Annotated in this window: 25 protein-coding genes; 19 read left to right on the top strand and 6 right to left on the bottom strand. The window is 69.3% G+C overall.

All coding sequences use genetic code 11. The annotated features are described in order from the left end of the window. Window positions 1-35 precede the first annotated feature (35 nt). On the bottom strand, window positions 36-1,508 hold the full coding sequence (locus SB771_RS18870; protein ID WP_011656102.1) for a TAXI family TRAP transporter solute-binding subunit: 1,473 nt from the start codon (window positions 1,506-1,508) through the stop codon (window positions 36-38). A gap of 464 nt (window positions 1,509-1,972) precedes the next feature. Between SB771_RS18870 and SB771_RS18865 the strand changes: the two genes are divergently transcribed. From SB771_RS18865 to SB771_RS18855, 3 genes are all read left to right on the top strand, one after another. Further along, window positions 1,973-2,338 (top strand): BON domain-containing protein, encoded by a 366-nt coding sequence (locus SB771_RS18865; protein WP_006759602.1) that lies wholly within the window; start codon window positions 1,973-1,975, stop codon window positions 2,336-2,338. Between the two features lie 245 nt (window positions 2,339-2,583). Next, window positions 2,584-4,671 (top strand): D-(-)-3-hydroxybutyrate oligomer hydrolase, encoded by a 2,088-nt coding sequence (locus SB771_RS18860; protein WP_175660918.1) that lies wholly within the window; start codon window positions 2,584-2,586, stop codon window positions 4,669-4,671. 22 nt (window positions 4,672-4,693) lie between these two features. Beyond that, window positions 4,694-4,846 (top strand): hypothetical protein, encoded by a 153-nt coding sequence (locus tag SB771_RS18855; RefSeq protein WP_175660897.1) that lies wholly within the window; start codon window positions 4,694-4,696, stop codon window positions 4,844-4,846. 180 nt (window positions 4,847-5,026) lie between these two features. Here the strand turns inward: SB771_RS18855 and SB771_RS18850 are convergent, their stop codons facing one another. The 4 genes from SB771_RS18850 to SB771_RS18835 form a co-directional block, all read right to left on the bottom strand. Beyond that, on the bottom strand, window positions 5,027-5,815 hold the full coding sequence (locus tag SB771_RS18850; protein WP_011656104.1) for a sulfite exporter TauE/SafE family protein: 789 nt from the start codon (window positions 5,813-5,815) through the stop codon (window positions 5,027-5,029). A gap of 344 nt (window positions 5,816-6,159) precedes the next feature. Continuing rightward, window positions 6,160-6,894: a DsbA family oxidoreductase gene (locus SB771_RS18845; RefSeq protein ID WP_175660919.1), complete on the bottom strand. Its 735-nt coding sequence runs from the start codon at window positions 6,892-6,894 to the stop codon at window positions 6,160-6,162. 93 nt (window positions 6,895-6,987) lie between these two features. Then, window positions 6,988-7,782: a transcriptional regulator gene (locus tag SB771_RS18840; RefSeq protein ID WP_175660920.1), complete on the bottom strand. Its 795-nt coding sequence runs from the start codon at window positions 7,780-7,782 to the stop codon at window positions 6,988-6,990. After that, entirely contained in the window at window positions 7,779-8,741 is a 963-nt protein-coding gene (locus SB771_RS18835) for an ornithine cyclodeaminase family protein (RefSeq protein ID WP_175660921.1), read from the bottom strand. Before SB771_RS18835 ends, SB771_RS18840 begins: the two co-directional genes overlap by 4 nt. A 380-nt stretch (window positions 8,742-9,121) precedes the next feature. On the opposite strand from SB771_RS18835, the gene SB771_RS18830 reads away from it, so the two are divergent. From SB771_RS18830 to groL, 10 genes are all read left to right on the top strand, one after another. Next, complete coding sequence (locus SB771_RS18830; RefSeq protein WP_012363209.1) at window positions 9,122-9,901, top strand: ABC transporter substrate-binding protein; 780 nt, start codon at window positions 9,122-9,124, stop codon at window positions 9,899-9,901. 67 nt (window positions 9,902-9,968) lie between these two features. Continuing rightward, window positions 9,969-11,213, top strand: a complete 1,245-nt coding sequence (locus SB771_RS18825) for an NAD(P)/FAD-dependent oxidoreductase (RefSeq protein WP_175660922.1) — start codon at window positions 9,969-9,971, stop codon at window positions 11,211-11,213. 277 nt (window positions 11,214-11,490) lie between these two features. Continuing rightward, window positions 11,491-11,850, top strand: a complete 360-nt coding sequence (locus SB771_RS18820; protein ID WP_175660923.1) for a hypothetical protein — start codon at window positions 11,491-11,493, stop codon at window positions 11,848-11,850. A 58-nt stretch (window positions 11,851-11,908) separates the two neighbouring features. Beyond that, entirely contained in the window at window positions 11,909-12,424 is a 516-nt protein-coding gene (locus SB771_RS18815) for a sigma-70 family RNA polymerase sigma factor (RefSeq protein WP_006753920.1), read from the top strand. Then, window positions 12,424-13,206 carry an anti-sigma factor family protein gene (locus SB771_RS18810; RefSeq protein WP_175660924.1) on the top strand — a complete coding sequence of 261 codons (783 nt, stop codon included), beginning with the start codon at window positions 12,424-12,426 and terminating at the stop codon, window positions 13,204-13,206. Before SB771_RS18815 ends, SB771_RS18810 begins: the two co-directional genes overlap by 1 nt. 28 nt (window positions 13,207-13,234) lie before the next feature. Further along, window positions 13,235-13,669: a quinol oxidase gene (locus SB771_RS18805; protein ID WP_175660925.1), complete on the top strand. Its 435-nt coding sequence runs from the start codon at window positions 13,235-13,237 to the stop codon at window positions 13,667-13,669. Further along, on the top strand, window positions 13,666-14,298 hold the full coding sequence (locus tag SB771_RS18800) for a LolA family protein (protein WP_175660926.1): 633 nt from the start codon (window positions 13,666-13,668) through the stop codon (window positions 14,296-14,298). Before SB771_RS18805 ends, SB771_RS18800 begins: the two co-directional genes overlap by 4 nt. A gap of 44 nt (window positions 14,299-14,342) precedes the next feature. Beyond that, window positions 14,343-14,852: an SRPBCC family protein gene (locus tag SB771_RS18795; protein ID WP_175660927.1), complete on the top strand. Its 510-nt coding sequence runs from the start codon at window positions 14,343-14,345 to the stop codon at window positions 14,850-14,852. Between the two features lie 371 nt (window positions 14,853-15,223). Then, the gene (gene groES, locus SB771_RS18790; protein ID WP_004186661.1) at window positions 15,224-15,517 is read left to right on the top strand and encodes a co-chaperone GroES; all 294 of its coding nucleotides are present in this window, start codon (window positions 15,224-15,226) and stop codon (window positions 15,515-15,517) included. Between the two features lie 46 nt (window positions 15,518-15,563). After that, window positions 15,564-17,204, top strand: coding sequence for a chaperonin GroEL (gene groL, locus SB771_RS18785; protein WP_006759587.1), 1,641 nt, complete (start codon window positions 15,564-15,566; stop codon window positions 17,202-17,204). 170 nt (window positions 17,205-17,374) lie between these two features. On the opposite strand, the gene SB771_RS18780 is transcribed toward groL, so the two are convergent. Then, window positions 17,375-18,241 carry a hydroxymethylpyrimidine/phosphomethylpyrimidine kinase gene (locus tag SB771_RS18780; protein WP_011656116.1) on the bottom strand — a complete coding sequence of 289 codons (867 nt, stop codon included), beginning with the start codon at window positions 18,239-18,241 and terminating at the stop codon, window positions 17,375-17,377. Window positions 18,242-18,497: 256 nt separating this feature from the next. Here SB771_RS18780 and SB771_RS18775 point away from each other — a divergent pair, with 256 nt between their 5' ends. The 6 genes from SB771_RS18775 (at window position 18,498) to SB771_RS18750 (ending at window position 22,926) form a co-directional block, all read left to right on the top strand. Continuing rightward, the gene (locus SB771_RS18775) at window positions 18,498-18,668 is read left to right on the top strand and encodes a rubredoxin (protein WP_004186709.1); all 171 of its coding nucleotides are present in this window, start codon (window positions 18,498-18,500) and stop codon (window positions 18,666-18,668) included. A gap of 105 nt (window positions 18,669-18,773) precedes the next feature. After that, entirely contained in the window at window positions 18,774-20,099 is a 1,326-nt protein-coding gene (locus SB771_RS18770; RefSeq protein WP_175660928.1) for a hypothetical protein, read from the top strand. Window positions 20,100-20,281: 182 nt separating this feature from the next. Further along, a complete protein-coding gene (locus SB771_RS18765) occupies window positions 20,282-20,860 on the top strand; it encodes a YqgE/AlgH family protein (protein ID WP_006751106.1) in 579 nt (192 codons plus the stop codon). After that, window positions 20,857-21,306 (top strand): Holliday junction resolvase RuvX, encoded by a 450-nt coding sequence (gene ruvX, locus SB771_RS18760; protein WP_011656118.1) that lies wholly within the window; start codon window positions 20,857-20,859, stop codon window positions 21,304-21,306. Before SB771_RS18765 ends, ruvX begins: the two co-directional genes overlap by 4 nt. Further along, the gene (gene pyrR, locus SB771_RS18755; RefSeq protein WP_175660929.1) at window positions 21,293-21,820 is read left to right on the top strand and encodes a bifunctional pyr operon transcriptional regulator/uracil phosphoribosyltransferase PyrR; all 528 of its coding nucleotides are present in this window, start codon (window positions 21,293-21,295) and stop codon (window positions 21,818-21,820) included. The genes ruvX and pyrR overlap by 14 nt, the downstream gene beginning before the upstream one ends. Before the next feature lie 74 nt (window positions 21,821-21,894). Continuing rightward, window positions 21,895-22,926 (top strand): aspartate carbamoyltransferase catalytic subunit, encoded by a 1,032-nt coding sequence (locus tag SB771_RS18750; RefSeq protein ID WP_006751103.1) that lies wholly within the window; start codon window positions 21,895-21,897, stop codon window positions 22,924-22,926. Window positions 22,927-22,970: the final 44 nt, after the last annotated feature.

Raw genomic sequence — 22,970 nt, 5'->3', positions numbered from 1 at the left:
TGGCGCGGATGCAGCAATGATCGCGGATCGGCCGCTTACGCGGAACCGGGAGTCGCCCGGGGGGGCGCGCCGGCCGGCGGCGACGCCTCCGCGGTTCGCGCCGTCGTGGGCGGGCCGGCGCCGGGCGTGCCCGACGTGCCTGACGTGCCGGATGCGCCCGACGCGGCGTCGTGCTCGTGCGCGGTGAGGCGCTCGCGCACGAAGCCGATGTGCTCGCGCAGCACGTAGAACTGCCCCGCGTATGCGAGCGGCATCTTCATCCGGTTCACGGCTTCCTCGATGTCGTCGAGCTCGTCGAGCAGCTGCACGCGCTCCTCGGCCGTGTGCTCGCCGAGCGCGCGGCGCTCGAGCGCGATCAGCGCGCCGTACCAGCGGTAGATGCGCGAACGCACGCGCCAGCCGTACAGCGACGGCACCAGCCGCAGCCCGGGAATCAGCACGACGATCAGCGGCACCAGCACGACGAGCATCCGGTCGACCAGACTCGCGACCCAGAACGGCAGCCGCCGGTACAGGAAGGTCTTGCCCGACTTGTAGTAGCGCGCCGCGTCGTCCGACAGCGGGAAGCCGCGCGTGACCGCGGACGGGAATTCGCCCGCGTGCTGCAGGATCGTCGCGTGGCCGTGCACCTCGCGCGCGGCCTCGATCAGCAGGTCGGACAGCGCGGGGTGCAGCGTGTCGCGCGCGACCAGCTCGATCGTCGGCGCGACGGTGTGGATGTCGGCGGGCGGCAGGTTGCGGCCGAGATCGTAGACGCCCATCGGCAGCGTGATCGCGGTCAGGTACGGAAAGCGCCGCGCGTACGCCTCGGCCTGCGTGAACGAGTACACGTGCACGCCCGGCGCGCGGAACAGCTTCGCCATCACCGGAATCTGGGTCGAGTCGCCGGACAGGAACGCGGCGTCGATCTTGCCGTCGAGCAGCGCGGTCGCGGCGTCCTCGCCGGCGGTCGGTAGCAGCTCGGTCGCGCCGCCCGGCACGATGCCGTTCATCTTCAGCAGCGCCAGGCTCAGTTCGCGCGCGCCGCTGCCCTCCGCGCCGAGCGCGAGCCGCTTGCCCTTGAAGTCGGACAGGCGGGCGACGATCGGGCCGCGGTACATGATCGCGAGCGGCACGTAGCCGATGCTGCCGAGTGAAACCAGGTGCTCGTCGCGCTCCTTCGGCCCGATGCCGCTCTGCACGAAGCCGACGTCGACCGGCGCGTTCGGGTTCGACAGCCGTTCGAGGTTCTGCGCCGATCCTTCGGACGACTCGACGTCGAGCGTGACGCCGTTCTTCGCGAGGATCGCCTTGTATTTCTGCGCGGCGTTCCAGTAGGTGCTGCCGGGCGGCCCGGACGAAATCACGAGCGTGGACGGCGGCGCCGGCTGGATCAGCTTGACCGCGAGCCAGACCGCCGTGCCCGCGAGCAGCACGGTGGGGCCGATCGACAGCGCGAGGTCGCGCCACGACACCGCGACGAAGCGGGCGAGGATGCGGCGGGGCGGGCGAGGGCTGGCTGGCTTCATGGCGGCGGCGGATGACACGGGCGTGACGCATCGATGACGGCGGGCTCGGACGCTGCACGCGATGCATGTTCTGGCGGCGATGGTACCCGGTTTCCCCCGACGTGCGCGAATCCGCCGCCGTGTCGCGCGGGCTTGCCCGGCCGGCCCCGACGGCCGGCGGTGTGCGGCGGCGCTCGCCCGCGCTTCAAAAGCTTTGCGCTTCGGCGGGCGCTGGATTACATTGTGCGACGCAGCCGCGCCCGATTCGCGCGCGACCCGGCACGCAATGAGACCGGGCGCGTCCGGCCGGCGGCTGCCCGGCCCGGCCGGCCCGCATTCGCGCGCGCCGGTTGCCGGCCCGTGTCGCCTCTCTCGCATCGCCGTGGAAATCATCGGCCGTCCCGCCCGTTCGCGCGCGGGCCGGCTGCCATTGGGGGTATCCGGCCGTACTGTGCACGGCCGTTCAGGAGTTACAAGGAGATAGCATGAAGTCGATCGTGTTGAGAGCGTTGGGTGTTGCGGCCGTGGCGGCCTGTCTGACGGGCAGCGTATACGCGCAGTCCAGCGATACGGCGGCCACCGAAGCGCCGGCCGCGGCAGCGAGCTCGCCGAAGGCGGCGGCCAAGACCGCGAAGAAGGCGAACCGCAAGCTCGGCTACGCGGTGCGCAAGGCAATCACGAAGGCAGGCGGCATCGACGTGGCGAACCTCGTCGTGCGCTCGAAGGGCGGCGCGATCACGCTGGAGGGCACGGTGCCCGACCAGGCACAGATCGACAAGGCGGAAGAGGCAGCGAAGGGCGTGAGCGGCGTGACGTCGGTCTCGAACAAGCTGACGGTTCAGCAGCAATAATGCCGGGCGGGCGGCGCGCGAGCGCCGCCCGCGCCTGCTTTCAGACGGGCCCCGGCATGCCGGGGCCCGTTTGCGCCGCAGCGTGCCCCAGCTGTCGCTGCGTGCCAGCCCTCCGGGAGCATCTCCCAGGGGACTGCCTTCGGGGCGGAATATCAGGAGCGGCCCGGTGTTTTCCCGACAGGCCGCGAGCCGCGCACGACGCAGCGGCGCAGCGATAGCGATATCCATACTGATAGGGGGCGGCAATGACGACGCACGGGTGGGGCACTCGGATTCTTCTCGGCGCGGCGCTGGCCGCGCTCACATTGCTCGGCGCCTGCAACGACGCCGATTCGGGCGAGCGCAACCGGTTGCCCGGTTTCGTGTCCGGCAGCGTGCGCACGACCGCCTATGACGGCACGAGCGACGACCTGCTGACGGCCGGCCTCGGCAAGACGGGCCTCGCCTCCACGGCGCCCGCGTTCGCGAATCCGTCCCGGCCGACGAGCGCCGAGCTGCGCCGGCTCGCGATCTGGTCGAACTACCGCGCGCTCGTCGACATGAGCGCGAACGGCGGCTACGGCCGCTTCTGGGGGCCGAACGTCGACCTCGACGGCAACGCCACGCTCGGCGAAGGCAAGATCCCCGGCACCGAATATCTCGCGTACTCCGACGACGGCAGCGGCCGCAAGAACGTGACGCTGCTCGTGCAGGTGCCCGCCAGCTTCGATCCGAAGCAGCCGTGCATCGTCACCGCGACTTCATCGGGTTCGCGCGGCGTGTACGGCGCGATTTCGGCGGCCGGCGAGTGGGGCCTCAAGCGTGGCTGCGCGGTCGCATACAACGACAAGGGCGGCGGCAACGGCGCGCACGAGCTCGGCTCCGACACGATCACGCTGATCGACGGCACGCTCGCCAACGCGGTGCTCGCCGGCAATGCCAGCCTCTTTACCGCGAACGTGACGAGTGGCGACCTGGCCGCGTTCAACGGCCGCTTCCCGAACCGCTACGCGTTCAAGCACGCACATTCGCAGCAGAATCCCGAGCAGGACTGGGGGCACGCGACGCTGCAGGCGGTCGAATTCGCGTACTGGGCGCTCAACGAGCAGTTCGGGCCGGTGCTCGACAGCTCGCATCACGGCGTGCGCTACCACCCGGGCGACATCACGACGATCGCCGCGTCCGTCAGCAACGGCGGCGGTGCGGCGCTCGCGGCGGCCGAGCAAGACACGCGCCGCTGGATCACCGCGGTCGTGGTCGGCGAGCCGCAGGTCAACGTGCGGATGTCGCCGAACGCGATCGTGCGCGAGGGCGGCCAGCCGGCGCCGTCGTTCGGCCGGCCGCTGGCCGACTACGCGACGCTCGCGAACCTGCTGCAGCCGTGCGCGGCCGCGTCCGCGTCGCTCGCGGGCGAGCCGTACCTGAGCGGGCTGCCGGCCGCCACCACGCAGTCGATCCGCACGCAGCGCTGCGCGACGCTCGCCGCGGCGGGGCTCGTGTCGGGCGCCGACACGCAGAGCCAGGCCGCCGACGCGCTCGCGCAGCTGCATGCGGCCGGCTATCTCGCCGATTCCGACTTGCTGCAGGCGTCGATGTGGGATTCGCAGGCGATTCCGGCGATCGCGGTCACCTATGCGAACGCGTACACGCGCTCGCGCGTGACCGACAATCTGTGCAATTTCAGCTTCGCGACCACCAGCGCGCCGACCGGCACGGTCGCGGCGCCCGCCGCGTCGCCGATGCCGGCCATCTTCGGCGTCGGCAACGGCGTGCCGCCGACGGGCGGCATCGACCTCGTGTTCAACACGGGCGCGGGCGTCGATCACCGGCTCGCGACCCCCGACGCGAGTTTCGCGGGCGCGCTGTGCCTGCGCCAGCTGTGGACCAACGGGATGCTCGACATGCCGGCGAACGTCGACGCCGTGCGCGTGAACGCGAACCTGCAGGGCAAGCCCGCGATCATCGTGCAGGGCCGCAGCGACGCGCTCGTGCCGGTGAACCACGCGTCGCGCGCATACGTCGCGCAGAACAGCATCAGCGAAGGCAGCCGCAGCCAGCTCGTGTTCTACGAGGTGACGAACGGGCAGCACTTCGACGCGTTCTTGCCCGTCGCGGGCTTCGATACGCGCTTCGTGCCGGTCCACTACTACAATGTGCAGGCGCTGAACCTGATGTGGCGCCATCTGAAGAACGGCGCCGCGCTGCCGCCGTCGCAGGTGATCCGCACGGTGCCGCGCGGCGGCACGCCGGGCGCCGCGCCCGCGCTGACGAGCGCGAACCTGCCGCCGATCGCGACGTCGCCCGGCGCGAACGCGATCACGGCCGGCGCCGGCGCGATCGACGTGCCGCTCTGACGGCATCCGGCGCGCCGCGGTCATGAAGCCGGACGGTCGTCCGGCTTTTTCTTTTTCCGCGTCGGGAATCGGCGACGGCATCCTCGCGAACCGTACCGTGCTGCAGCGCGTGCTGAAGCTGCAGGCGCGTACGCAGCAGCTCAAGCAGCAGCAATTGAAGCAGCAGGGGCAGTAAGCGTTGCGTTACGGTCCGCGCGGCCCGGCCTTGCGCCGGGCGGTGCGGGTTCACGTGGCCCTGGATGGACGACAGCCCGATCGGCGCAGGCCGGTCGGGCTGTTTTTTGTGGAGAGGGTGTCGGCGCGCGAGGCGCCGCAAGCAGCGCGTCCCGCGGCGCGGAAACCGCCGGCCGCGTCGTTACGCGAGCACGAGCCGTATGCCGACCGCGACGAGCGTCGCGGCGAGCAGGTTGCGCAGCAGCCGCTCGGGTGCGCGCGCGGACAGCAGGCTGCCGAGCACGATGCCGGGCAGCGAGCCGAGCAGCAGCGACAGCAGCATCGACCAGTCGACCGAGCCGAGCAGCCAGTGGCCCATGCCCGCGACGAGCGTGAGCGGCACCGCGTGCGCGATGTCGGACCCGACGATGCGGGTGGTCGCGAGCGCCGGGTACAGCAGCAGCAGCACGGTGACGCCGATCGCGCCGGCGCCGACCGACGTCATCGACACGAGCACGCCGAGCACGGCGCCCGTCAGCACGGTCGACCACAGCGTGCGCGCGGGGCTCGGCGCGAGCGGGTTGCGCGCGGCGAGCGCGGTGAGTTGCGGGCGGAAGATCAGCGCGAGCGACGTGAGCAGCAGCGCGATGCCGAGCACCAGCTGGATCATCCGCGCGGTGCCGGGCGAATTCACGCCGTGCGTGTGCAGCACCCACAGCGTGACGGCCGCGGCCGGGACGCTGCCGGCCGCGAGCCGGCCGGTGATGCGCCAGTCGATCGACCCCTTCAGCCCGTGGACGAGCGTGCCGGTCGCCTTGGTCGCGGCCGCGTACAGCAGGTCGGTGCCGACCGCCGTCGCCGGGTGGACGCCGAACAGCAGCACGAGGATCGGCGTCATCAGCGAACCGCCGCCGACGCCCGTCAGGCCGACGAGAATGCCGACGAACAGGCCGGACAAGGAGTACAGCAGATCGATATGGGGGAGCGACATCGGAAGCAGGCGGTTATGCGGCGTTCGGCGGTGCGCGCGGCTGCGGCGCGCGCATTCAAAGTCCGCCATTGTCGCAAAAGTGGCGCGTTGGTGTACGACTACGTTAAAAATCGGCCGGGGAGGGCCGCCGGGCGGGCCGTTCGCGGTGGATGAAACGTGCGTTTGAACGGGCGCCGGGCCCGACAGGGCCGCGCGCCGGTATCCGCGAGCGGGTGGCCCGACAGCCTTCTGATAGTGCGTTGAGAGACTGAATTGCAGGCATCATTCGCGCGCGCTTCCTGCCGGTTCTGACAGGAGCGACGCGTAGCGGCCGCGCGTGTCGCGCGGCGCCCGACGCCCGGATGTCAGCCCCGCGGCGGCAGTTCGCAGCCGTCGGGGCCGCACGCGGCCGCGTCGTCGCCGGCCAATTCGACGATCGCGCCGTCGCGCCACGCCTGCTCGAGCGCCTGCGCGAACACGTCGGCCGGCTGCGCGCCCGACACCGCGTAGCGGCCGCCGAACACGAACAGCGGCACGCCGCGTCCGCCGATCTGCGCGGCCCGCGCGATGTCGGCCTCGACTTCGTCACGGTATGCGTCGCTGCGCAGCACGGCTTCGACGGCCGAGCGCTCGAGCCCCGCTTCGACCGCGAAGTCGATCAGCGCCGCGTGGTCGAACAGCGAGCCGTGCTCGCTGAAATACGCGCGGTACAGGCGTTCGGTCAGCGCATGGGCGCGGCCGGTCGCTTCCGCGAGCTTCACGAGCCGGTGAGCGTCGAGCGTGTCGCCGACGGACGTGCCGGGCAGGTCGTAGTGGAGCCCGACGCTCGTGGCCGCGTCGGTCACCTGGCGCAGCATCTGGTCGACCTGCGCGGGCGACATTTGGTACTTGCCCGCCAGCATCGCCTCGACCGGCTCGACCGGCTGGCCCGGCATCAGCCGATACGCGCGCAGCACGACGTCGACGTGCTCGGCATGGGCGAACGCAGCGAGCGCCTCGTCGAAGCGGCGCTTGCCGATCCAGCACCACGGGCAGATCAGGTCGGACCAGATCTCGACGGTCAGGGTCGGTCGGTCAGTCGGGGCAGCGGTGGTCGTCATGGGGAAGTAGCGGCAGCAAATAAATGTAACCGCGACTATATCACTTTATGCTTCGACGCTTCGTCGTGGCCTGGCACGGGCGGTATGGGCCGTTTACGCGTCGCCCTGCGTTTCCTTCAGATGCTTCAGGTGCTTGTAGACGGTCGCTCGCCCCATCCCGAGCACGTTCGCGACGTAGTTCGCGGCGCTCTTGCCGCGGAACGCGCCTTCCGCATGCAGTGCCTCGACGAGTTCGCGCCGGTGCTCGCGCGTGAGGCCGTTCAGGCCGACTTGCCGTTCGCGCAGCCAGCCGTGCAGGAACGTGTTGATGCGCTCCTGCCAGTCGTCGCGGAACAGCTCGTCGGGCTGCGCGACGATGCCCGCGCCCTTGATGAACACGTCGAGCGTCGCGCGGACGTCGTCGAACACCGCGATGTTGAAGTTGATGCACATCATCCCGGCCGGGCGGCCTTCGTCGTCGAACAGCACGTTGCTCACGCAACGCATCCGCCGGCCGTCCCAGTTCAGCTTCTCGTACGGGCCGATCACGCGCTCGCGCGCCGAATGATCGATTTCCTCGAGCGCCGAGTCGTCGCCGACCTCGCGCTTCGACAGGTTGTTCGCGAGATACAGCACGGTCTGATCGTGCAGGTCGTGAATCACGACTTCCGCGTACGGGAAGAACAGCGCCGCGATGCCATCGGCGATCGGTGCATAGCGGGTGAGCAGCAGGTCTTTGACGGGGGATTGCTTCTTGCGCATCGGAATCGCCATCTCGGGTGAGCGGGGGCCGGGCGGAGCGTGGGCGCGGCGCGCCGGCGTACCGTCGACCGGCATGTCCGTGCGCCCGCGCGCTGCCGCCGCGGCGGTTGCGCCATTGTATCGGCCCCGCGTGCGCGTGCTGCTCATGCGCGCGTCAGATGCACGTACAGCGCGTGCGCGAGCGCGATGTCCTCGAGGCCGAGGCCAATCGAGCGGAAGAACGTATGACGCGTGCGCGACGGTGACGCGCAGGTGCCGGCGACGAGCGCGGGCAGGTCGCCGACGATCCGCTCGGGCGTCCAGCCGTGCGCGGCCGCCGCGATCTGCATCTCGCCCGCGCTGGCGGGTGTCGTGTGGCGGTAGTCGCAATACACGTCCATGTCGGGCAGCCACGTGGGCGGGATCTCGTGCGCGCGCGCGACGTTGGTGCTGATCGACGTGACGAGCGCGGGACGCGTGAGCATGCCGTCCGCGAGCACCGGCGTGCCCGACGACGTGCACAGCATCACGACATCGGCGTCGCGCACGCATGCTTCGACGCTGGCAGCCGCACGGGCGCGCGGATCGATCCGCGCGAGCGTCGCCTGCAGCGCCGGGTCGCCGGCGAGCGCGGGCGAATGCACGCTGATCGAGGCCCAGTCGCGCAGTGCCGCGGCGTGGCGCAGATGCGCGAGGCCGACCGCGCCCGTGCCGATCACGGCGAGCCGGCGCGCGTCGCGCGGCGCGAGGCAGTCGACCGCGAGCGCCGTCGTGCCGGCCGTGCGCTCGACCGTCAGCAGTCCCGCGTCGCACCACATCAGCGGCTGGCCGGTGCGCATCGACATCAGCGCCGTCCACGCGGTCACGATCGGTTTGCCGCCCGTCACGACGTACGGCGACAGCTTCGCGCCGAACACCTGCTCGTCGGCGAGCGCGCCGAGATACGTGATGAAATCGCCGGCCTGTTCGGGGAACAGCGTGAGGGTTTGCGGCGGCTGCACCGCGCGAGCCGACGCGAGCGACGCGAACATGCGGCGCAGCGTGCCGAGCACGTCGAGCGACGGCAGCGCGGCACGCACCGCGGCTTCGTCGACGGTGAGCGGCAGGGTCGGGGCGGGTTGCGTCATGGGACTTCTCCGGTCGGGGCCGGACAGGACAGTCTCGATTGAGCGCGTCCGGCAGTGTTCGTGATGGATTAAAAGTCTAATATAGACATAGGTAGCCAGGTGAGTTTTTCTTTGCAGGACGCGTGCGCAAGGAAAAACATAGATAAATCAAAGGGGTTTTGCGCCAGCGACGGTATGGCGACGGACAGCGTCAGCACCGCGATTATCGTATCCCCTATAGTCTATAGTAGACTAAGAGTCTATATTTTGCGTGCGGACCACCGTGTCGCCGCACGGCGGCCGGCTGCATCGCAAGCCGATCCGGCGCGGGCGCAGCGCCCGGCAACGGCGTCGCGCGACCGGTCTTCATCGCCTCAATCCGGAATCGAAGGACATCCGTCATGAACTGGAAGCTTTCCCTCTGCGCCGTCGCGGCGCTCGCGTGCGCGGCCGTCACGGCCCACGCGGAACAGACCACGCTGCGCTTCGGGATCGAAGCCGCCTACCCGCCGTTCGAGAGCAAGTCGCCGGCCGGCCAGCTGCAGGGCTTCGACGTCGACATCGGCAACGCGGTGTGCGCGAAGCTGAACATGAAGTGCGTGTGGGTCGAGAATGCGTTCGACGGGTTGATCCCGGCGCTGCAGGCGCGCAAGTTCGACGCGATCAATTCGGCGATGAACATCACCGCGAAGCGCAAGCAGAGCATCGACTTCACGCCGGCGATCTACGTCGTGCCGATCGTGATGGTCGCGCACCGCGGCTCGCCGCTGCGGCCCGATGCCGCGAGCCTGCGCGGCAAGCACGTCGGCGTGCTGCAGGGCTCGTCGCAGGAGGATTTCCTGAAGGCGCACTGGGCGAATGCGGGCGTGGCCGTCGTGTCCTATCCGGACCAGGACCAGATCTACGCCGATCTCGTCGCCGGGCGTCTCGACGCGGCCGTGCAGGAAGCGCAGACCGCGCAGGACGGCTTCCTCGACAAGCCGGCCGGCCGCGACTACCAGATCGTCGGCGAGCCTTTGAAAGATCCCGCGACGCTCGGCGAAGGCACCGGCTTCGGGATGCGCAAGGGCGACAAGGCGCTGCAGACGAAGATCGTCGGCGCGCTCGACGCACTGAAGAAGGACGGCACGCTGAGCGCGCTGTCGCAGAAGTACTTCAAGCGCGACATCGTCGCGAAGTAAGCCTGGCCGCGCGCCGGCCGCTATGCCGGCGCGCGTCGCACCGAATCTCGACGCAGTACGGGGAAGCATGGATTTCGACGTCATCGTTCTGGGGGCCGGCATCGTCGGCGTGTCGTCGGCGCTGCATCTGCAGGATCGCGGGCTGCGTGTCGCGCTCGTCGACCGGCGCGCGCCCGGCGAGGAAACGAGCCACGGCAATGCCGGGCTGATCGAGCGCTCGTCGGTCGTGCCGTACGCGTTCCCGCGCCGGCTCGGCACGCTGCTGCGCTACGCACGCAACCGCTCGGTCGATCTCTATTGGGACTACAAGGCGCTGCCCGCGTACGCGGGCTGGCTCGCGCGCTTCTGGCGCGAATCGTCGCCGCAGCGGCTCGCGGCTGCCGCGCGCGACATGCTGCCGCTCGTCGCGGCGAGCGTCGTCGAGCATGACGCGCTGCTCGCGCGCACCGACGCGCAGCCGCTCGTGCATGACGGCGGGTGGCTCGAGGCGTTCCGTTCGCCCGCGCTGTTCGATGCGGAAACGCGCGCGCATCAGCAGGTGGCCGACGCGCACGGGTTGCGGATGAGCGTGCTCGACGCGCGCGCGCTGCGCGAGCGCGAGCCCGGCATCGGCGACGCATTCTGCGGCGCGTTCCACTGGCAGGATCCGAAGACGGTATCGAGTCCCGGCGGCCTCACGAAGGCGTACGCGCGGCTGTTCGAGCGCGACGGCGGCACGTTCGTGCACGGCGACGCGACGACGCTCGCGCAGGTGCGCGACGGCTGGCAGGTCGATACCGACCATGGGCCGATCTCGGCGCGGTCGGCCGTGGTCGCGCTCGGGCCGTGGTCCGATCACGTGTTCGCGCCGCTCGGCTACCGGATTCCGCTGCGCGCGAAGCGCGGCTATCACATGCATTACCTGCCGACCCGCGCGCCGCTGAACGTGCCGGTGTGCGATACCGAGGAAGGTTTCGTGGTCGCGCCGATGGAGGGCGGCCGCCTGCGGCTCACGACCGGCGTCGAGATCGCGTTGCGCGATGCGCCGCCGACCGGCGTGCAGCTCGCGCGCGCCGAGCCGCTCGCGCGCGACGCGTTCGGCATCGGCGAGCGGCTCGATCCAGCGCCGTGGCTCGGGATGCGGCCGTGCACGCCCGACATGCGGCCGGTGATCGGGCCGGCGCCGCGCCACCGTCATCTGTGGTTCGCGTTCGGTCATTGTCACCACGGGCTCACGCTCGGCCCCGCGAGCGGACGGCTGCTCGCCGAAATGATCACCGGCGCGCCGACCTACATCGATCCCCATCCGTACCGGCCCGCGCGTTTCGGCTGAGCGAGGCGGCGGGCGACGGCCGCGCGCGTGCGGCCGTTGCAGTGCACAACGCGGCATGACGGCAAGGTCATGCCGCGTTTTTCTTTGGATTCCCGATGGGCTTGTTGGACGAATGGCGGGCGATCGGCGCGCTGCATGGAATAACCGCCCGCGGCCGTCCGTTTATATACCGAGTCGCGGCGCAATCGGGCAGCGGGATAATGACCATGACGAAGTTTTTCGACGCCCGTCCGGCGGTGCCGTGCCGTGCCGTAATGCCATGCCAAGGAGAACGGGAATGAAAACGATGCTGTTCGCCATCGCGCTGACGGTCGCGATCGCGCGGCCCGCGGCCGCCGAGCCGCCGCAGGCCGGCAACGGGAAACTGGTCGACGAAGATCACATGACGCTGTACGTGTTCGATCACGACGCGCCGGGCAAGAGCACCTGCACCGGCACCTGCGCGGCCAACTGGCCGCCGGCGCTCGCCGACGCATACGACAAGGCGTCGGGTGCGTTGAGCCTCGTCACGCGCGACGACGGCAAGAAGCAATGGGCGTACAACGGTCGCCCGCTGTATCGCTGGAAAATGGACCACAAGGCCGGTGACGCGGGCGGCGACGGAGTCGGCGGCATGTGGCACGTCGCGCGTCCCTGAAAACTGAGTGACTGACGGACGGATCGATTGACGGCGCGGCGACGCGCGAGGCATCCGGATGAGCTACGAATCGGACCTGCTGGTGTGGCTGCCGCATCTCACGCGCTATGCGCGTGCGCTGACGGGCGACCGCGCCTGGGCGGACGATCTCGTGCAGGACACCCTCGAGCGCGCGCTGAACCGGCCGCCGCGCGACGGCGGCAACCTGCGCGCGTGGCTGCTGACGCTGCTGCGCCACCGTTTCATCGACCAGTTGCGCGCGCGGCACGAGATCGCGGTCGACGACGCGACCGCGCCGTGGCAGACGATGGCCGCGCCCGCCGACGAGATCAGCGGCCTGATGCTGCGCGACGTGCAGCGCGCGCTGTACCGGCTGCCGGTCGAGCAGCGCGAGGTGCTGCTGCTGGTCGCGCTGGAGGAGTTGAGCTATCGCGACGCCGCACAGGTGCTCGGCGTGCCGGTGGGGACGGTGATGTCGCGGCTGTCGCGGGCGCGTGAACAGATGCGTGCGTTGCTGTCCGGCGAGCCGCCGGCGCACGGCACGGCCGCGTTACGGGTGATCGGGAAGACATGATGGACGACGATCCGCGCAAACCTTCGGACGATCGGGACGATGCTGCATCGGCCCAGCTGCTGTCGGCGCTGCTCGACGGCGAGCTGTCCGGGCAGGAGCGCCGCGAGGTGCTCGAGCGGCTGCAGTCCGATCCGCGGGAAGCCGAGCGCTTCGCGCATTACGGCGCGCAGCGCGACGCGTTGCGCGCGCTGTTCCCGCTGCCGGGCGCCGCGTCGGCATTGTTCGTGCAGCGGCGCGCGTCGCGCCGGCGCGTGATCGCCTATGCGTTCGCCGGGCTGGCGGCCGGGCTGGTGCTCGGCATCGCGCTGCACGTGGGCTGGACGGCGTTCGGCGTCGAACCGGCGTTCGCCGCGCGCGCGGATGTCGCGTATGCGGTGTACGCGGCCGATCGTGAACACCCGGTCGAAATCGACGCCCGCGATCCGGCGCGCCTGGCCGGATGGCTGTCCGCGCGTCTCGGCCGGCCCGTGCGCGCGCCATCGCTCGACGAATACGGCTACGCGCTGCTGGGCGGGCGGCTGCTGCCGGGCGACGCGGGGCCGGCCGCGCAGCTGATGTACCAGCGCGCGGACGGCGCGCGCGTGACGCTGTACATGACGGCCTACGATGCGCGGCGCCTCGCGCCGCAGGCGATGTCGGCGGACGGACGCTACACGTATTTCTGGTCGGATCGCGGCATGGGCTACGCGCTGTCCGGCCGCGGCGACGAACGGCGCCTGCGCGAGCTCGCGATCGACGCATGCGGCGCGCTCGGCGGGCCGACCGACGCATGGAAGGGGTGACCCGCTCGGCATCGGCAAGGAGCAGAAGATGAACGCGAAGAAGACGGCGATGATGGCGACGGTGGTGGCGGTGGTGGCGGTGGTGGCGGCAGGCGCCGGGCTCGCGCGGGCGCAAGGCGACGCCCCGGTGCGCATGCCGGTCGACGCCGACGGCGTGCAGCGGGTGACGATCGTCGGCGGCAGCTATTTCTTTCGGCCGAACCACGTGATCGTCCGCGCGCATGTGCCGGTCGAGCTGACCGTATCGGCCGAACCGGGCCATGTGCCGCACAGTTTCGAAATCGACGCGCCGCAGGCGGGCATCGCGGTGCACACCGAACTGGCCACGACCCCGCGCACGTTCCGCTTCACGCCGACGCAGGCCGGTCGCTTCGCCTACTATTGCACGCATCGGCTGCTGTTCTTGCGCAGCCATCGCGAACGCGGCATGGAGGGCGTGCTCGACGTCGAGGCGGCGCCATGATCGCCGCATTGCTGGCCGCGAGCCTGATAGGAGCGAGCATGACAGCCGACCCGGTGACCGTTGCGCAGGCACATTTCGACCAGGTCCGCTCGTACCGCGCGACGATCCGCTCGGCGGCGCGAAGCGGCGAGCGCACCGAATTCCACTATGCGTATCTGAAACCCGGTTTCGTCCGGATGGACTTCGTGTCGCCCCATCGAGGCGCGGTGCTCGCGTACGATCCCGGCGACGGCAAGGTCCGGCTGCGCCCGTTCGGCGAGCATGCGCCGCCCGCGCTGAGGCTGTCGCCGGCCAATCCGCTCGTGCGCGACCGCAGCGGCCATCGCGTCGACCGCTCGGACGTCGGAGAGCTGCTGCGCAACGTGCATGCGCTGCAGCAGGGCGGCGCGACGGTCACGGAAGGCGAGGAGACCATCAACGGGCGGACCGCGCTGCGCGTGTCGGTGACGGGCGCGCCCGCGCACGCGGTCGACGGCGTGCATCGCTACCGGCTGTGGCTGGACACCGAGGACGGTTTTCCGCTGAAGGTCGTCAGCTTCGCGGATGGTGACGGCGACCCGCTCGAAACGGTGACGCTCGACGACGTCGAGATCGACGTCGCGTTTCCCGCCCGCTTTTTCGCGCCCTGATCCCTCATCCCTGATCCCTGATCCCGACTCGTGCCGGAGGCTGCATGGCGGAATACCGGTTTTCGACGACGTGGCGCGTGGACGCGCCGCTCACGGCGGTCTGGGACGCGATCTACCAGGTCGACCGCTGGCCCGACTGGTGGAAGAGCGCGGTAAGGACCGTCGAGATCGAGCGCGGCGACGCGCGCGGCGTCGGCGCGCTGCAGCGATACACGTGGAAAGGCGCGCTGCCGTACCGGCTGACCTTCGACATGCGCGTGCTGCGCGTCGAGCGCCCGCATGTGCTCGAAGGCCGCGCGAGCGGCGGGATCGAAGGCGACGGCCGCTGGTCGTTCAGCGGCGACGGCACGCGCACCGTCGTGCGCTACGACTGGCACATCCGCACGCGCGAGCGCTGGATGAACTGGCTGGAGCCGCTCGCCCGCCCGCTGTTCATCTGGAATCACGACGTCGTGATGCGCGAAGGGGCGAAAGGGCTCGCGCGCCTGCTCGGCGCGACGGTCCAGACCGACGGCCGGACGTACCAGCCGGTCGCGGGCTGTCCCGACATGTGACGATCCGGCCCCGGATAGGGGCCGCGGCGACGCCCAAGCGGATCTTTTTATGTGGTGTCAGACGATCGCGGGAACTCGGTGCTTACCCCGTGTCAAATCGGTGCGCGGGTCGGGAAATCCCGCATCCGCATGCGGCCGGAGCGCAGTATTGATGCCTACTTGATTGTTTCAAAAGGATTTTTCAATTCCATCCCCGTTTTTCCGTCGTTTCGGCCCCCGCGAAAAAACCTCCGGTCTCCCTTCTTGAATTTGTCAAAACCCGTCCATATAATTAGCACTCGCTGCACGAGAGTGCTAACAATTCTCTGCCGGGCGAATTGCCGGGCAGATTCCCTAAGCGTTCTTCAATCTCAGTCAAGAGAGGAGTGAATATGAACCTTCGTCCTTTGCACGATCGCGTGATCGTCAAGCGCCTGGATCAGGAAACCAAGACCGCCTCGGGCATCGTGATCCCCGACGCAGCAGCTGAAAAGCCGGATCAAGGCGAAGTCCTGGCCATCGGCCCGGGCAAGCGCGACGACAAGGGCGCACCGATCGCACTCGACGTGAAGGTCGGCGATCGCGTCCTGTTCGGCAAGTACGCAGGTCAGACCGTCAAGGTCGACGGCCAGGAACTGCTGGTCATGCGCGAAGAAGACATCATGGCCGTGGTCAACGCGAAGTAAGCGTCCACTGACGGTACATATTCCCAAGAATTCAAGGAGTTAGAAGATGGCAGCTAAAGACGTCGTATTCGGCGATTCCGCCCGTTCGAAGATGGTCGAAGGCGTGAACATTCTCGCCAACGCGGTCAAGGTCACGCTGGGTCCGAAGGGCCGCAACGTGGTGCTCGAGCGCAGCTTCGGCGGCCCGACGGTCACCAAGGACGGTGTGTCGGTCGCGAAGGAAATCGAGCTGAAGGACAAGCTCCAGAACATGGGCGCGCAAATGGTCAAGGAAGTCGCTTCCAAGACCAGCGACAACGCAGGCGACGGCACGACGACGGCAACCGTCCTCGCGCAATCGATCGTTCGCGAAGGCATGAAGTACGTCGCATCGGGCATGAACCCGATGGACCTGAAGCGCGGCATCGACAAGGCAGTCGCAGCGGCTGTCGAAGAGCTGAAGAAGATCAGCAAGCCGTGCACGACGAACAAGGAAATCGCGCAAGTCGGCTCGATCTCGGCGAACAGCGACACGTCGATCGGCGATCGTATCGCTGAAGCGATGGACAAGGTCGGCAAGGAAGGCGTGATCACCGTCGAAGACGGCAAGTCGCTCGCCGACGAACTCGACGTCGTCGAAGGCATGCAGTTCGACCGCGGCTACCTGTCGCCGTATTTCATCAACAACCCGGAAAAGCAAGTCGCCGTCCTCGACAACCCGTTCGTGCTGCTGCACGACAAGAAGGTGTCGAACATCCGTGATCTGCTGCCGGTGCTCGAGCAAGTCGCGAAGGCTGGCCGTCCGCTGCTGATCATCGCTGAAGACATCGAAGGCGAAGCGCTCGCAACGCTGGTCGTCAACAACATCCGCGGCATCCTGAAGACGGTTGCGGTCAAGGCACCGGGCTTCGGCGATCGTCGCAAGGCGATGCTGGAAGACATCGCGATCCTGACCGGCGGCCAGGTGATCGCGGAAGAAACCGGCCTGACGCTCGAGAAGGCAACGCTGGCAGAACTGGGCCAGGCGAAGCGCATCGAAGTGGGCAAGGAAAACACGACGATCATCGACGGCGCAGGCGAAGCCGCGAGCATCGAAGCACGCGTGAAGCAAGTGCGCGCGCAAATCGAAGAAGCGACGTCGGACTACGACCGTGAAAAGCTGCAAGAGCGCGTGGCCAAGCTGGCCGGCGGCGTGGCAGTGATCAAGGTCGGCGCGGCGACCGAAGTCGAAATGAAGGAAAAGAAGGCACGTGTCGAAGACGCACTGCACGCAACGCGCGCAGCTGTCGAAGAAGGCATCGTGGCAGGCGGCGGCGTTGCGCTGATCCGCGCTCGCACGGCAATCGCCAGCCTGACCGGCGCGAACGCCGACCAGAACGCCGGCATCAAGATCGTGCTGCGCGCGATGGAAGAGCCGCTGCGTCAGATCGTCACGAACGGCGGCGAAGAAGCCAGCGTCGTGGTGGCGGCAGTTGCTGCAGGCCAGGGCAACTACGGCTACAACGCAGCAACGGGCGAGTACGTCGACATGGTTGAAGCCGGCGTCGTCGACCCGACCAAGGTCACGCGCACCGCACTGCAGAACGCAGCTTCGGTTGCTGGCCTGCTGCTGACGACGGACGCAGCTGTCGCAGAACTGCCGAAGGAAGATGCACCGATGCCGGGCGGCATGCCGGGCGGCATGGGCGGCATGGGCATGGACATGTAATCGACTTCGGTCGATGGTGTCCGGAGCGCGCAGCGATGCGCGCTCCAGCCAAAAGAAAAGACCCGCAGCGATGCGGGTCTTTTTTTATGCGCGAACGAAAGGGGCGGACCTGCCGCCCCGAGGCGATGGCGAGCCGCGCGCGACGGCGGCCGAGGGCCGCCGTGCGGGCTTCAATGCCGGTGGGACGTCCTCGGCACCGGGTCGGCCTTCACGGCCGGCGGCGTGTCCGCATCGTCGTTGCTGCGGGCCCAGAAGAACCGGTCGGGCAGGTACGCGCCCATGCCGGGCCGGAACGCGTCGCGCACGGCCTGGTACAGGTATTCCTGCGCTTCGCGCACCGCTTCGGGCGGCTCCTGGCCGTTCGCGAGCAGTGCCGCGATCGCCGCGCCGAGCGTGTCGGTGATGCCCATCAGCCGGTGCGGCGAACGATCCCACATGTCTTCGCGGAGCTGGCCTTCCTCGCCGTACAGCGTGTTGACGAGCCGGTGCGAGCCTGTTTCCGATGACAGGATGTACTCGCAGCCCTGCGACAGCAGGTGCGACACGGCCGCGTCGAGATTCGGCGCCTCGGCGTCGCCGTCCGGCTGCGCGAGCGCGAGCAGCGTCGCGTGGTCGGCGACCAGCAGCGTCGTCTGCGGCGCGAGGAGGTCGGCGATCGATTCGCGCAGGTCGTCGGCGGCGAGCACGTGCTCGTCGTCGAGCGTGAAGTCCGGCGCGAGCACGAGCGGCACGCCGTCGTAGTCGGCGACCACTTCGGCGATCGCGCTCACGACTTCCGCGCGCGTCGCCGCGCCGATCTTGAACGCGGCGATCGGCATGTCCTCGAGCAGCATGCGCGCCTGGGCGGCGACGACATCGGGATCAAGGCCGGTGACTTCGTCGCAGGCGGCCGAGTCGCGCACGGTATAGCCCGTCAGGACGGACACGCCGTGACAGCCCATGCTCGCCAGAGTCATCAGATCGGCTTGGATGCCGGAGCCGCCGGTGGGATCGGACAGGCCAAAGGTGAGGACGATCGGAGGGGCGTTGCTGGACATGTAAAAAAAGGGCAAGAAAAAACGGGGAAGCGACGGAATTGCGGACGGCGAGGCGAAGGGGGCGGTTTGGCCCGGTGTTGCCCCGGCAGGCCGCACTTTTTAGGCATTATGCGGCGGAAATCCGGCCCGCACGACGGATTTTTTAGCCCAACGCAACGTAGTCGCTGTACTCCAGTGCGATTGCTAGGCAGTCCGGCCCCGACACGGTACCATCATGGCTCCCGAATTTACCGACTTTTCCCCGACGCGGCTTAAGATGGAATACAAGAGCTGGATGTGCCTGATTTGTGGCTGGATTTATGACGAAGAAGCCGGACTGCCCGAAGAGGGCATCGCCCCGGGCACGCGCTGGGAAGACGTCCCCATCAACTGGACGTGCCCCGAATGCGGTGCCCGCAAGGAAGACTTCGAGATGGTCCAGATCTGATCGGACCCTCGGCCCACGGACACACCGCTCGCGGCCTCGCGGTTGCCCGGCGCTTGCGCGCCGCGGCCGGCGCGAGCGACTAGACGATGACAGGCGCGCGTGTCCATGACGTCCGATCCGGCGAACGTTCCCCTCCCTGACGCACTGCCCAACCCGCGTGGCGGGGCCGTGCGCGCGGCCGACGCATGGCTCGCGGCGGCCGCCGACGCCTTCGAGCGTCGCGACGACGCGGCCGCGCCGGTGTCGGCCGCCGCCGCCGTGCTGGCGGAGGCCGGCTGGTTGCCGGCCGCCCGTTTCGCGGGGCAACTCGCCGCCGCGGCGCCGCTCGCCGCCGCCGAACCGACTTCCGCGGGCTGGCGCATCGCGCTGCGCGATTTCCGCGCGGCGGTCGGGCGCCACAATCTGCGCGAGCTGGCCTGCTCGCCGCTCCTGTTCGACCATTTCCGTGCGCTGCGTGCCCAAGGCGCGGCCGACCTGCACGCGAGCGTGCCGCTCGACGTGCTGGCCCTCGTCGGGCGCGCAGTGCCGCCGGCGACGCTGCGGGCGATGTCCGACGCGTTCGCGAGCCGGGCGCGGGCCCGCTACGAGCAGGCGCTGCTCGGCGTGCTCCGCACTGCCAACGGCTCGTCGAACGGCTCGCCGAATGGCACGCCGAACGCCGCGCTCGACGAACTCGATGCGATCGTGACCGCGCTGGCCGCCGACGGCCCGTACGACTTCTGGCGGCTCGCCGCCGCGTGCCTGCGCGCGCTGCGCGCCACCAATGCGCCCGAACTGAAACGTTTCCTCGCGCGGACCAACCTGCTGCTCGGCGAGCACGCGCAGGGCAGGCGCCATGCGCCGCCGGCGCTCGTGCGCGAGACGGTCGCCTTGCTATGGCGCGATTTCGCGCTGTTCGGCGCGGCGGCCGAGGATGTCGCGCTCGTCGACGTGCTGCACGACTATGGACTGACCGTGGACTGGCACGTCGCCGGCACGCCCGCGTCCGAGGCGCTGTGGGAAGCCGGCGCCGCTCAGGCCGAGCATGATGCGGTCGCGGTGGCGCCCACCCGCATGCTCGGGGTCGTGACCGTCAACGCGCATGCGTACGAGGATTTCCTGCAGACCGCCGATGCGTCGATGGCCGAACTCGCGCTCGATCCGGCCGCGGCCGATGCGGGGGCCGCATGGCGCGCGTCCGCGGCCGCCTATCGGGTCGGTACGGCCGCGTGCGCGCTCGGGCTCGGCCACGCGGCGCTGCTGGCCGATACGCTCGGGCTGGCGTGGCGCCGTGCCGCGCACGGCGTGCCGCTCGCCGGCGACGGGCTCGGTGCGCACCGCCGCGCGTCCGACCTGCTGCGCGGCGCGCTGCTGAAGATCGCCGCGGGGGTGGCGCCGCCGGACCTGACCGCGGCGTCCGGCGCGCTCGGCGAGGCGCTCGGCCGGACCTGACGCGCAACGGGGCGCGTACACGCCGGCAGCCCTTGTCGCGCGGGCCGGCAACACGCTGCCGACAGCGCCCGTGCGCGTGTTAGAGTGCCGTGTGATCCGCGTGCGTCGTTGCCAGCGTCGCGCGGCGTTGCTTGTTGATCGCGGCCCGGTCAGGTCGCGGCGTCTTTGCTAAAATTCAAACCATGTCAAAGCCTTCCGATCGCATCAATCTCACCAACCAGTTCCTGATTGCCATGCCCAACATGGCCGATCCCACGTTTTCAGGAACGGTGGTCTATCTTTGCGATCACAGCGAGCGCGGAGCGCTCGGCCTCGTCATCAATCGTCCCACCGACATCGACCTCGAATCGCTGTTCAACCGCATCGACCTGAAGCTCGACATCGAGCCGCTGCTGCACATTCCCGTGTACTTCGGCGGCCCGGTGCAGACCGAGCGTGGCTTCGTGCTGCACGAGCCGGTCGAGGGCGCGAACTACAACTCGTCCATGTCGGTCGAGGGCGGGCTCGAGATGACGACGTCGAAGGACGTGCTCGAGGCGGTCGCGACGGGCACCGGCCCGAAGCGCTTCCTGCTGACGCTCGGCCATGCAGGCTGGGGCGCGGGGCAGCTCGAGGAAGAAATTTCCCGCAACGGCTGGCTGACGGTGGCCGCCGATCCGCGCATCGTGTTCGACACGCCGGCCGAAGAGCGTTTCGAAGCCGCGCTCGGCCTGCTCGGTGTCAGCTCGTCGATGCTGTCCGGCGAAGCAGGGCACGCATGAGTGGCGCGAGTGCGCGCGATGCGACGCTGCTGGGGTTCGACTACGGCGAGAAGCGGATCGGGGTCGCAATCGGCAATGCGCTGACGCGCTCGGCCCGCGCGCTCGTCGTGATTCCCAACCTGAACCGCGAACACCGCTTCAAGGCGGTCGGCGACCTGCTGGCCGAATGGCGGCCGGACGCGCTCGTCGTCGGCCTGCCGATGCATCCGGACGGCACGCCGCACGAGATGACGCAGCAGGCGAAGCGCTTCGGCAACCAGCTGAACGGTCGCTTCGGGCTGCCCGTCACGTGGGTCGACGAACGCTATTCATCGGTCGAGGCCGAGGCCGGGCTGCGCGAGCGCAACGTGCGCGGGCGCGCCCGCGCCGAGATGCTCGATGCCGAGGCCGCGCGCGTGATCCTTCAACAGTATCTCGATCAATTGTCCGACCATGAGCACCATTGATGCCGACGCGCTCTACCGCGTCCTGCTCGACCAGATTCGCGACGCATATGGCACGGCCTTCGCCGAGCCGGGCGGCCCGCGGCTCGCCGGCATTTACAGCGGCGGCGCGTGGCTCGCCGAGCGCCTCGCGCGCGATCTCGGCGCGCCGGCGTTCGGCGTCGTGAACGTCGCGCTGCACCGCGACGACTACGCGAAGAAGGGGCTGCACAGCCAGGCCAGCCCGACGTCGCTGCCGTTCGAGGTCGGCGGCGCGCGCATCGTGCTCGTCGACGACGTGCTGTACACCGGCCGCACCGTGCGCGCCGCGCTCAACGAACTGTTCGACTACGGCCGTCCGGCCGCGGTCGAGCTGGCGGTGCTCGCCGATCGCGGCGGCCGTGAGCTGCCGGTCGCCGCGCGCTTCGCGGGCGGCACGCTCGACGTGCCGGCCGACGCGACGCTCGTGCTCGCGCGCGACGAAGCCGCCCAGCTCACGCTGCATATCGAGGCCCACAGCGAGGCGCACGGCGCCTGAGCGAACCGCGAAACCGTATCCCGGGCCGCCGGTTCGCGCCGCGGCCCGTTTGCATAGTTGGAATCACGCACACCATGACCACCGACACCACTGGCCGCACCGGCAATCCCGCCGCGGCCGCGAGCCCCGAGCGGTTCCGCTACGGTTTCCTGAAGGGCAACCCGCAGCTCACGAAAAACGGCGAGCTGAAACACCTGCTGTCGATCGAGGGCCTGCCGCGCTCGATCGTCAATCACATTCTCGATACGGCCGAGCAGTTCGTCAGCGTGACGGACCGCGAGGTGAAGAAGGTGCCGCTGCTGCGCGGCAAGTCGGTGTTCAACCTGTTCTTCGAGAATTCGACCCGCACGCGCACGACCTTCGAGATCGCCGCGACGCGCCTGTCGGCCGACGTGCTGAACCTGAACATCAACGCGTCGTCGACGAGCAAGGGCGAGTCGCTGCTCGATACGATCAACAACCTGTCGGCGATGCATGCCGACCTGTTCGTCGTGCGTCACGCATCGAGCGGCGCGCCGTACCTGATCGCCGAGCACTGCGCGCCGCACGTGCACGTGATCAACGCCGGCGACGGCCGCCATGCGCACCCGACGCAGGGCCTGCTCGACATGTACACGATCCGCCACTACAAGCGCGACTTCACGAAGCTGCGCGTGGCGATCGTCGGCGACATCCTGCATTCGCGCGTCGCGCGCTCCGACATCCACGCGCTCACCACGCTCGGTGTGCCGGAAGTGCGCGCGATCGGCCCGCGCACGCTGCTGCCGGGCGGTCTCGAGCAGATGGGCGTGAAGGTGTTCAACAACCTCGACGAAGGGCTGAAGGGCGTCGACGTGATCATCATGCTGCGCCTGCAGAACGAGCGGATGAGCGGCGCGCTGCTGCCGTCCGCGCAGGAGTACTTCAAGACCTGGGGCCTGACGCCCGAGCGCCTCGCGCTTGCCGCGCCCGACGCGATCGTGATGCACCCGGGCCCGATGAACCGCGGCGTCGAGATCGACTCGCAGGTCGCCGACGGCCCGCAGTCGGTGATCCTCAACCAGGTCACGTTCGGCATCGCCGTGCGGATGGCGGTGATGGGTATCGTCGCCGGCAACAGCGACTGAGCCCGCTTTCGCGCATCCTGATCCAGGCATTCAACGCAATCAAC

The organism is Burkholderia sp. SIMBA_051 (assembly GCF_046534915.1).
In the GTDB taxonomy this organism is placed as follows: domain Bacteria; phylum Pseudomonadota; class Gammaproteobacteria; order Burkholderiales; family Burkholderiaceae; genus Burkholderia; species Burkholderia ambifaria.
This window is presented reverse-complemented; position numbering and strand designations above follow the sequence as displayed.

Coding starts and splice junctions, on each gene's coding strand:
- SB771_RS18820 (WP_175660923.1), top strand. CDS start 11,491: ATGAAAACGATGCTGTTCGCCATCGCGCTGACGGTCGCGATCGCGCGG.
- SB771_RS18865 (WP_006759602.1), top strand. CDS start 1,973: ATGAAGTCGATCGTGTTGAGAGCGTTGGGTGTTGCGGCCGTGGCGGCC.
- SB771_RS18765 (WP_006751106.1), top strand. CDS start 20,282: ATGTCAAAGCCTTCCGATCGCATCAATCTCACCAACCAGTTCCTGATT.
- SB771_RS18860 (WP_175660918.1), top strand. CDS start 2,584: ATGACGACGCACGGGTGGGGCACTCGGATTCTTCTCGGCGCGGCGCTG.
- SB771_RS18750 (WP_006751103.1), top strand. CDS start 21,895: ATGACCACCGACACCACTGGCCGCACCGGCAATCCCGCCGCGGCCGCG.
- SB771_RS18795 (WP_175660927.1), top strand. CDS start 14,343: ATGGCGGAATACCGGTTTTCGACGACGTGGCGCGTGGACGCGCCGCTC.
- SB771_RS18840 (WP_175660920.1), bottom strand. CDS start 7,782: ATGAGCAGCACGCGCACGCGGGGCCGATACAATGGCGCAACCGCCGCG.
- SB771_RS18825 (WP_175660922.1), top strand. CDS start 9,969: ATGGATTTCGACGTCATCGTTCTGGGGGCCGGCATCGTCGGCGTGTCG.
- SB771_RS18830 (WP_012363209.1), top strand. CDS start 9,122: ATGAACTGGAAGCTTTCCCTCTGCGCCGTCGCGGCGCTCGCGTGCGCG.
- SB771_RS18780 (WP_011656116.1), bottom strand. CDS start 18,241: ATGTCCAGCAACGCCCCTCCGATCGTCCTCACCTTTGGCCTGTCCGAT.
- SB771_RS18800 (WP_175660926.1), top strand. CDS start 13,666: ATGATCGCCGCATTGCTGGCCGCGAGCCTGATAGGAGCGAGCATGACA.
- SB771_RS18810 (WP_175660924.1), top strand. CDS start 12,424: ATGGACGACGATCCGCGCAAACCTTCGGACGATCGGGACGATGCTGCA.
- SB771_RS18855 (WP_175660897.1), top strand. CDS start 4,694: ATGAAGCCGGACGGTCGTCCGGCTTTTTCTTTTTCCGCGTCGGGAATC.
- SB771_RS18870 (WP_011656102.1), bottom strand. CDS start 1,508: ATGAAGCCAGCCAGCCCTCGCCCGCCCCGCCGCATCCTCGCCCGCTTC.
- SB771_RS18770 (WP_175660928.1), top strand. CDS start 18,774: ATGACGTCCGATCCGGCGAACGTTCCCCTCCCTGACGCACTGCCCAAC.
- groES (WP_004186661.1), top strand. CDS start 15,224: ATGAACCTTCGTCCTTTGCACGATCGCGTGATCGTCAAGCGCCTGGAT.
- ruvX (WP_011656118.1), top strand. CDS start 20,857: ATGAGTGGCGCGAGTGCGCGCGATGCGACGCTGCTGGGGTTCGACTAC.
- SB771_RS18850 (WP_011656104.1), bottom strand. CDS start 5,815: ATGTCGCTCCCCCATATCGATCTGCTGTACTCCTTGTCCGGCCTGTTC.
- SB771_RS18835 (WP_175660921.1), bottom strand. CDS start 8,741: ATGACGCAACCCGCCCCGACCCTGCCGCTCACCGTCGACGAAGCCGCG.
- SB771_RS18845 (WP_175660919.1), bottom strand. CDS start 6,894: ATGACGACCACCGCTGCCCCGACTGACCGACCGACCCTGACCGTCGAG.
- SB771_RS18775 (WP_004186709.1), top strand. CDS start 18,498: ATGGAATACAAGAGCTGGATGTGCCTGATTTGTGGCTGGATTTATGAC.
- groL (WP_006759587.1), top strand. CDS start 15,564: ATGGCAGCTAAAGACGTCGTATTCGGCGATTCCGCCCGTTCGAAGATG.
- SB771_RS18805 (WP_175660925.1), top strand. CDS start 13,235: ATGAACGCGAAGAAGACGGCGATGATGGCGACGGTGGTGGCGGTGGTG.
- SB771_RS18815 (WP_006753920.1), top strand. CDS start 11,909: ATGAGCTACGAATCGGACCTGCTGGTGTGGCTGCCGCATCTCACGCGC.
- pyrR (WP_175660929.1), top strand. CDS start 21,293: ATGAGCACCATTGATGCCGACGCGCTCTACCGCGTCCTGCTCGACCAG.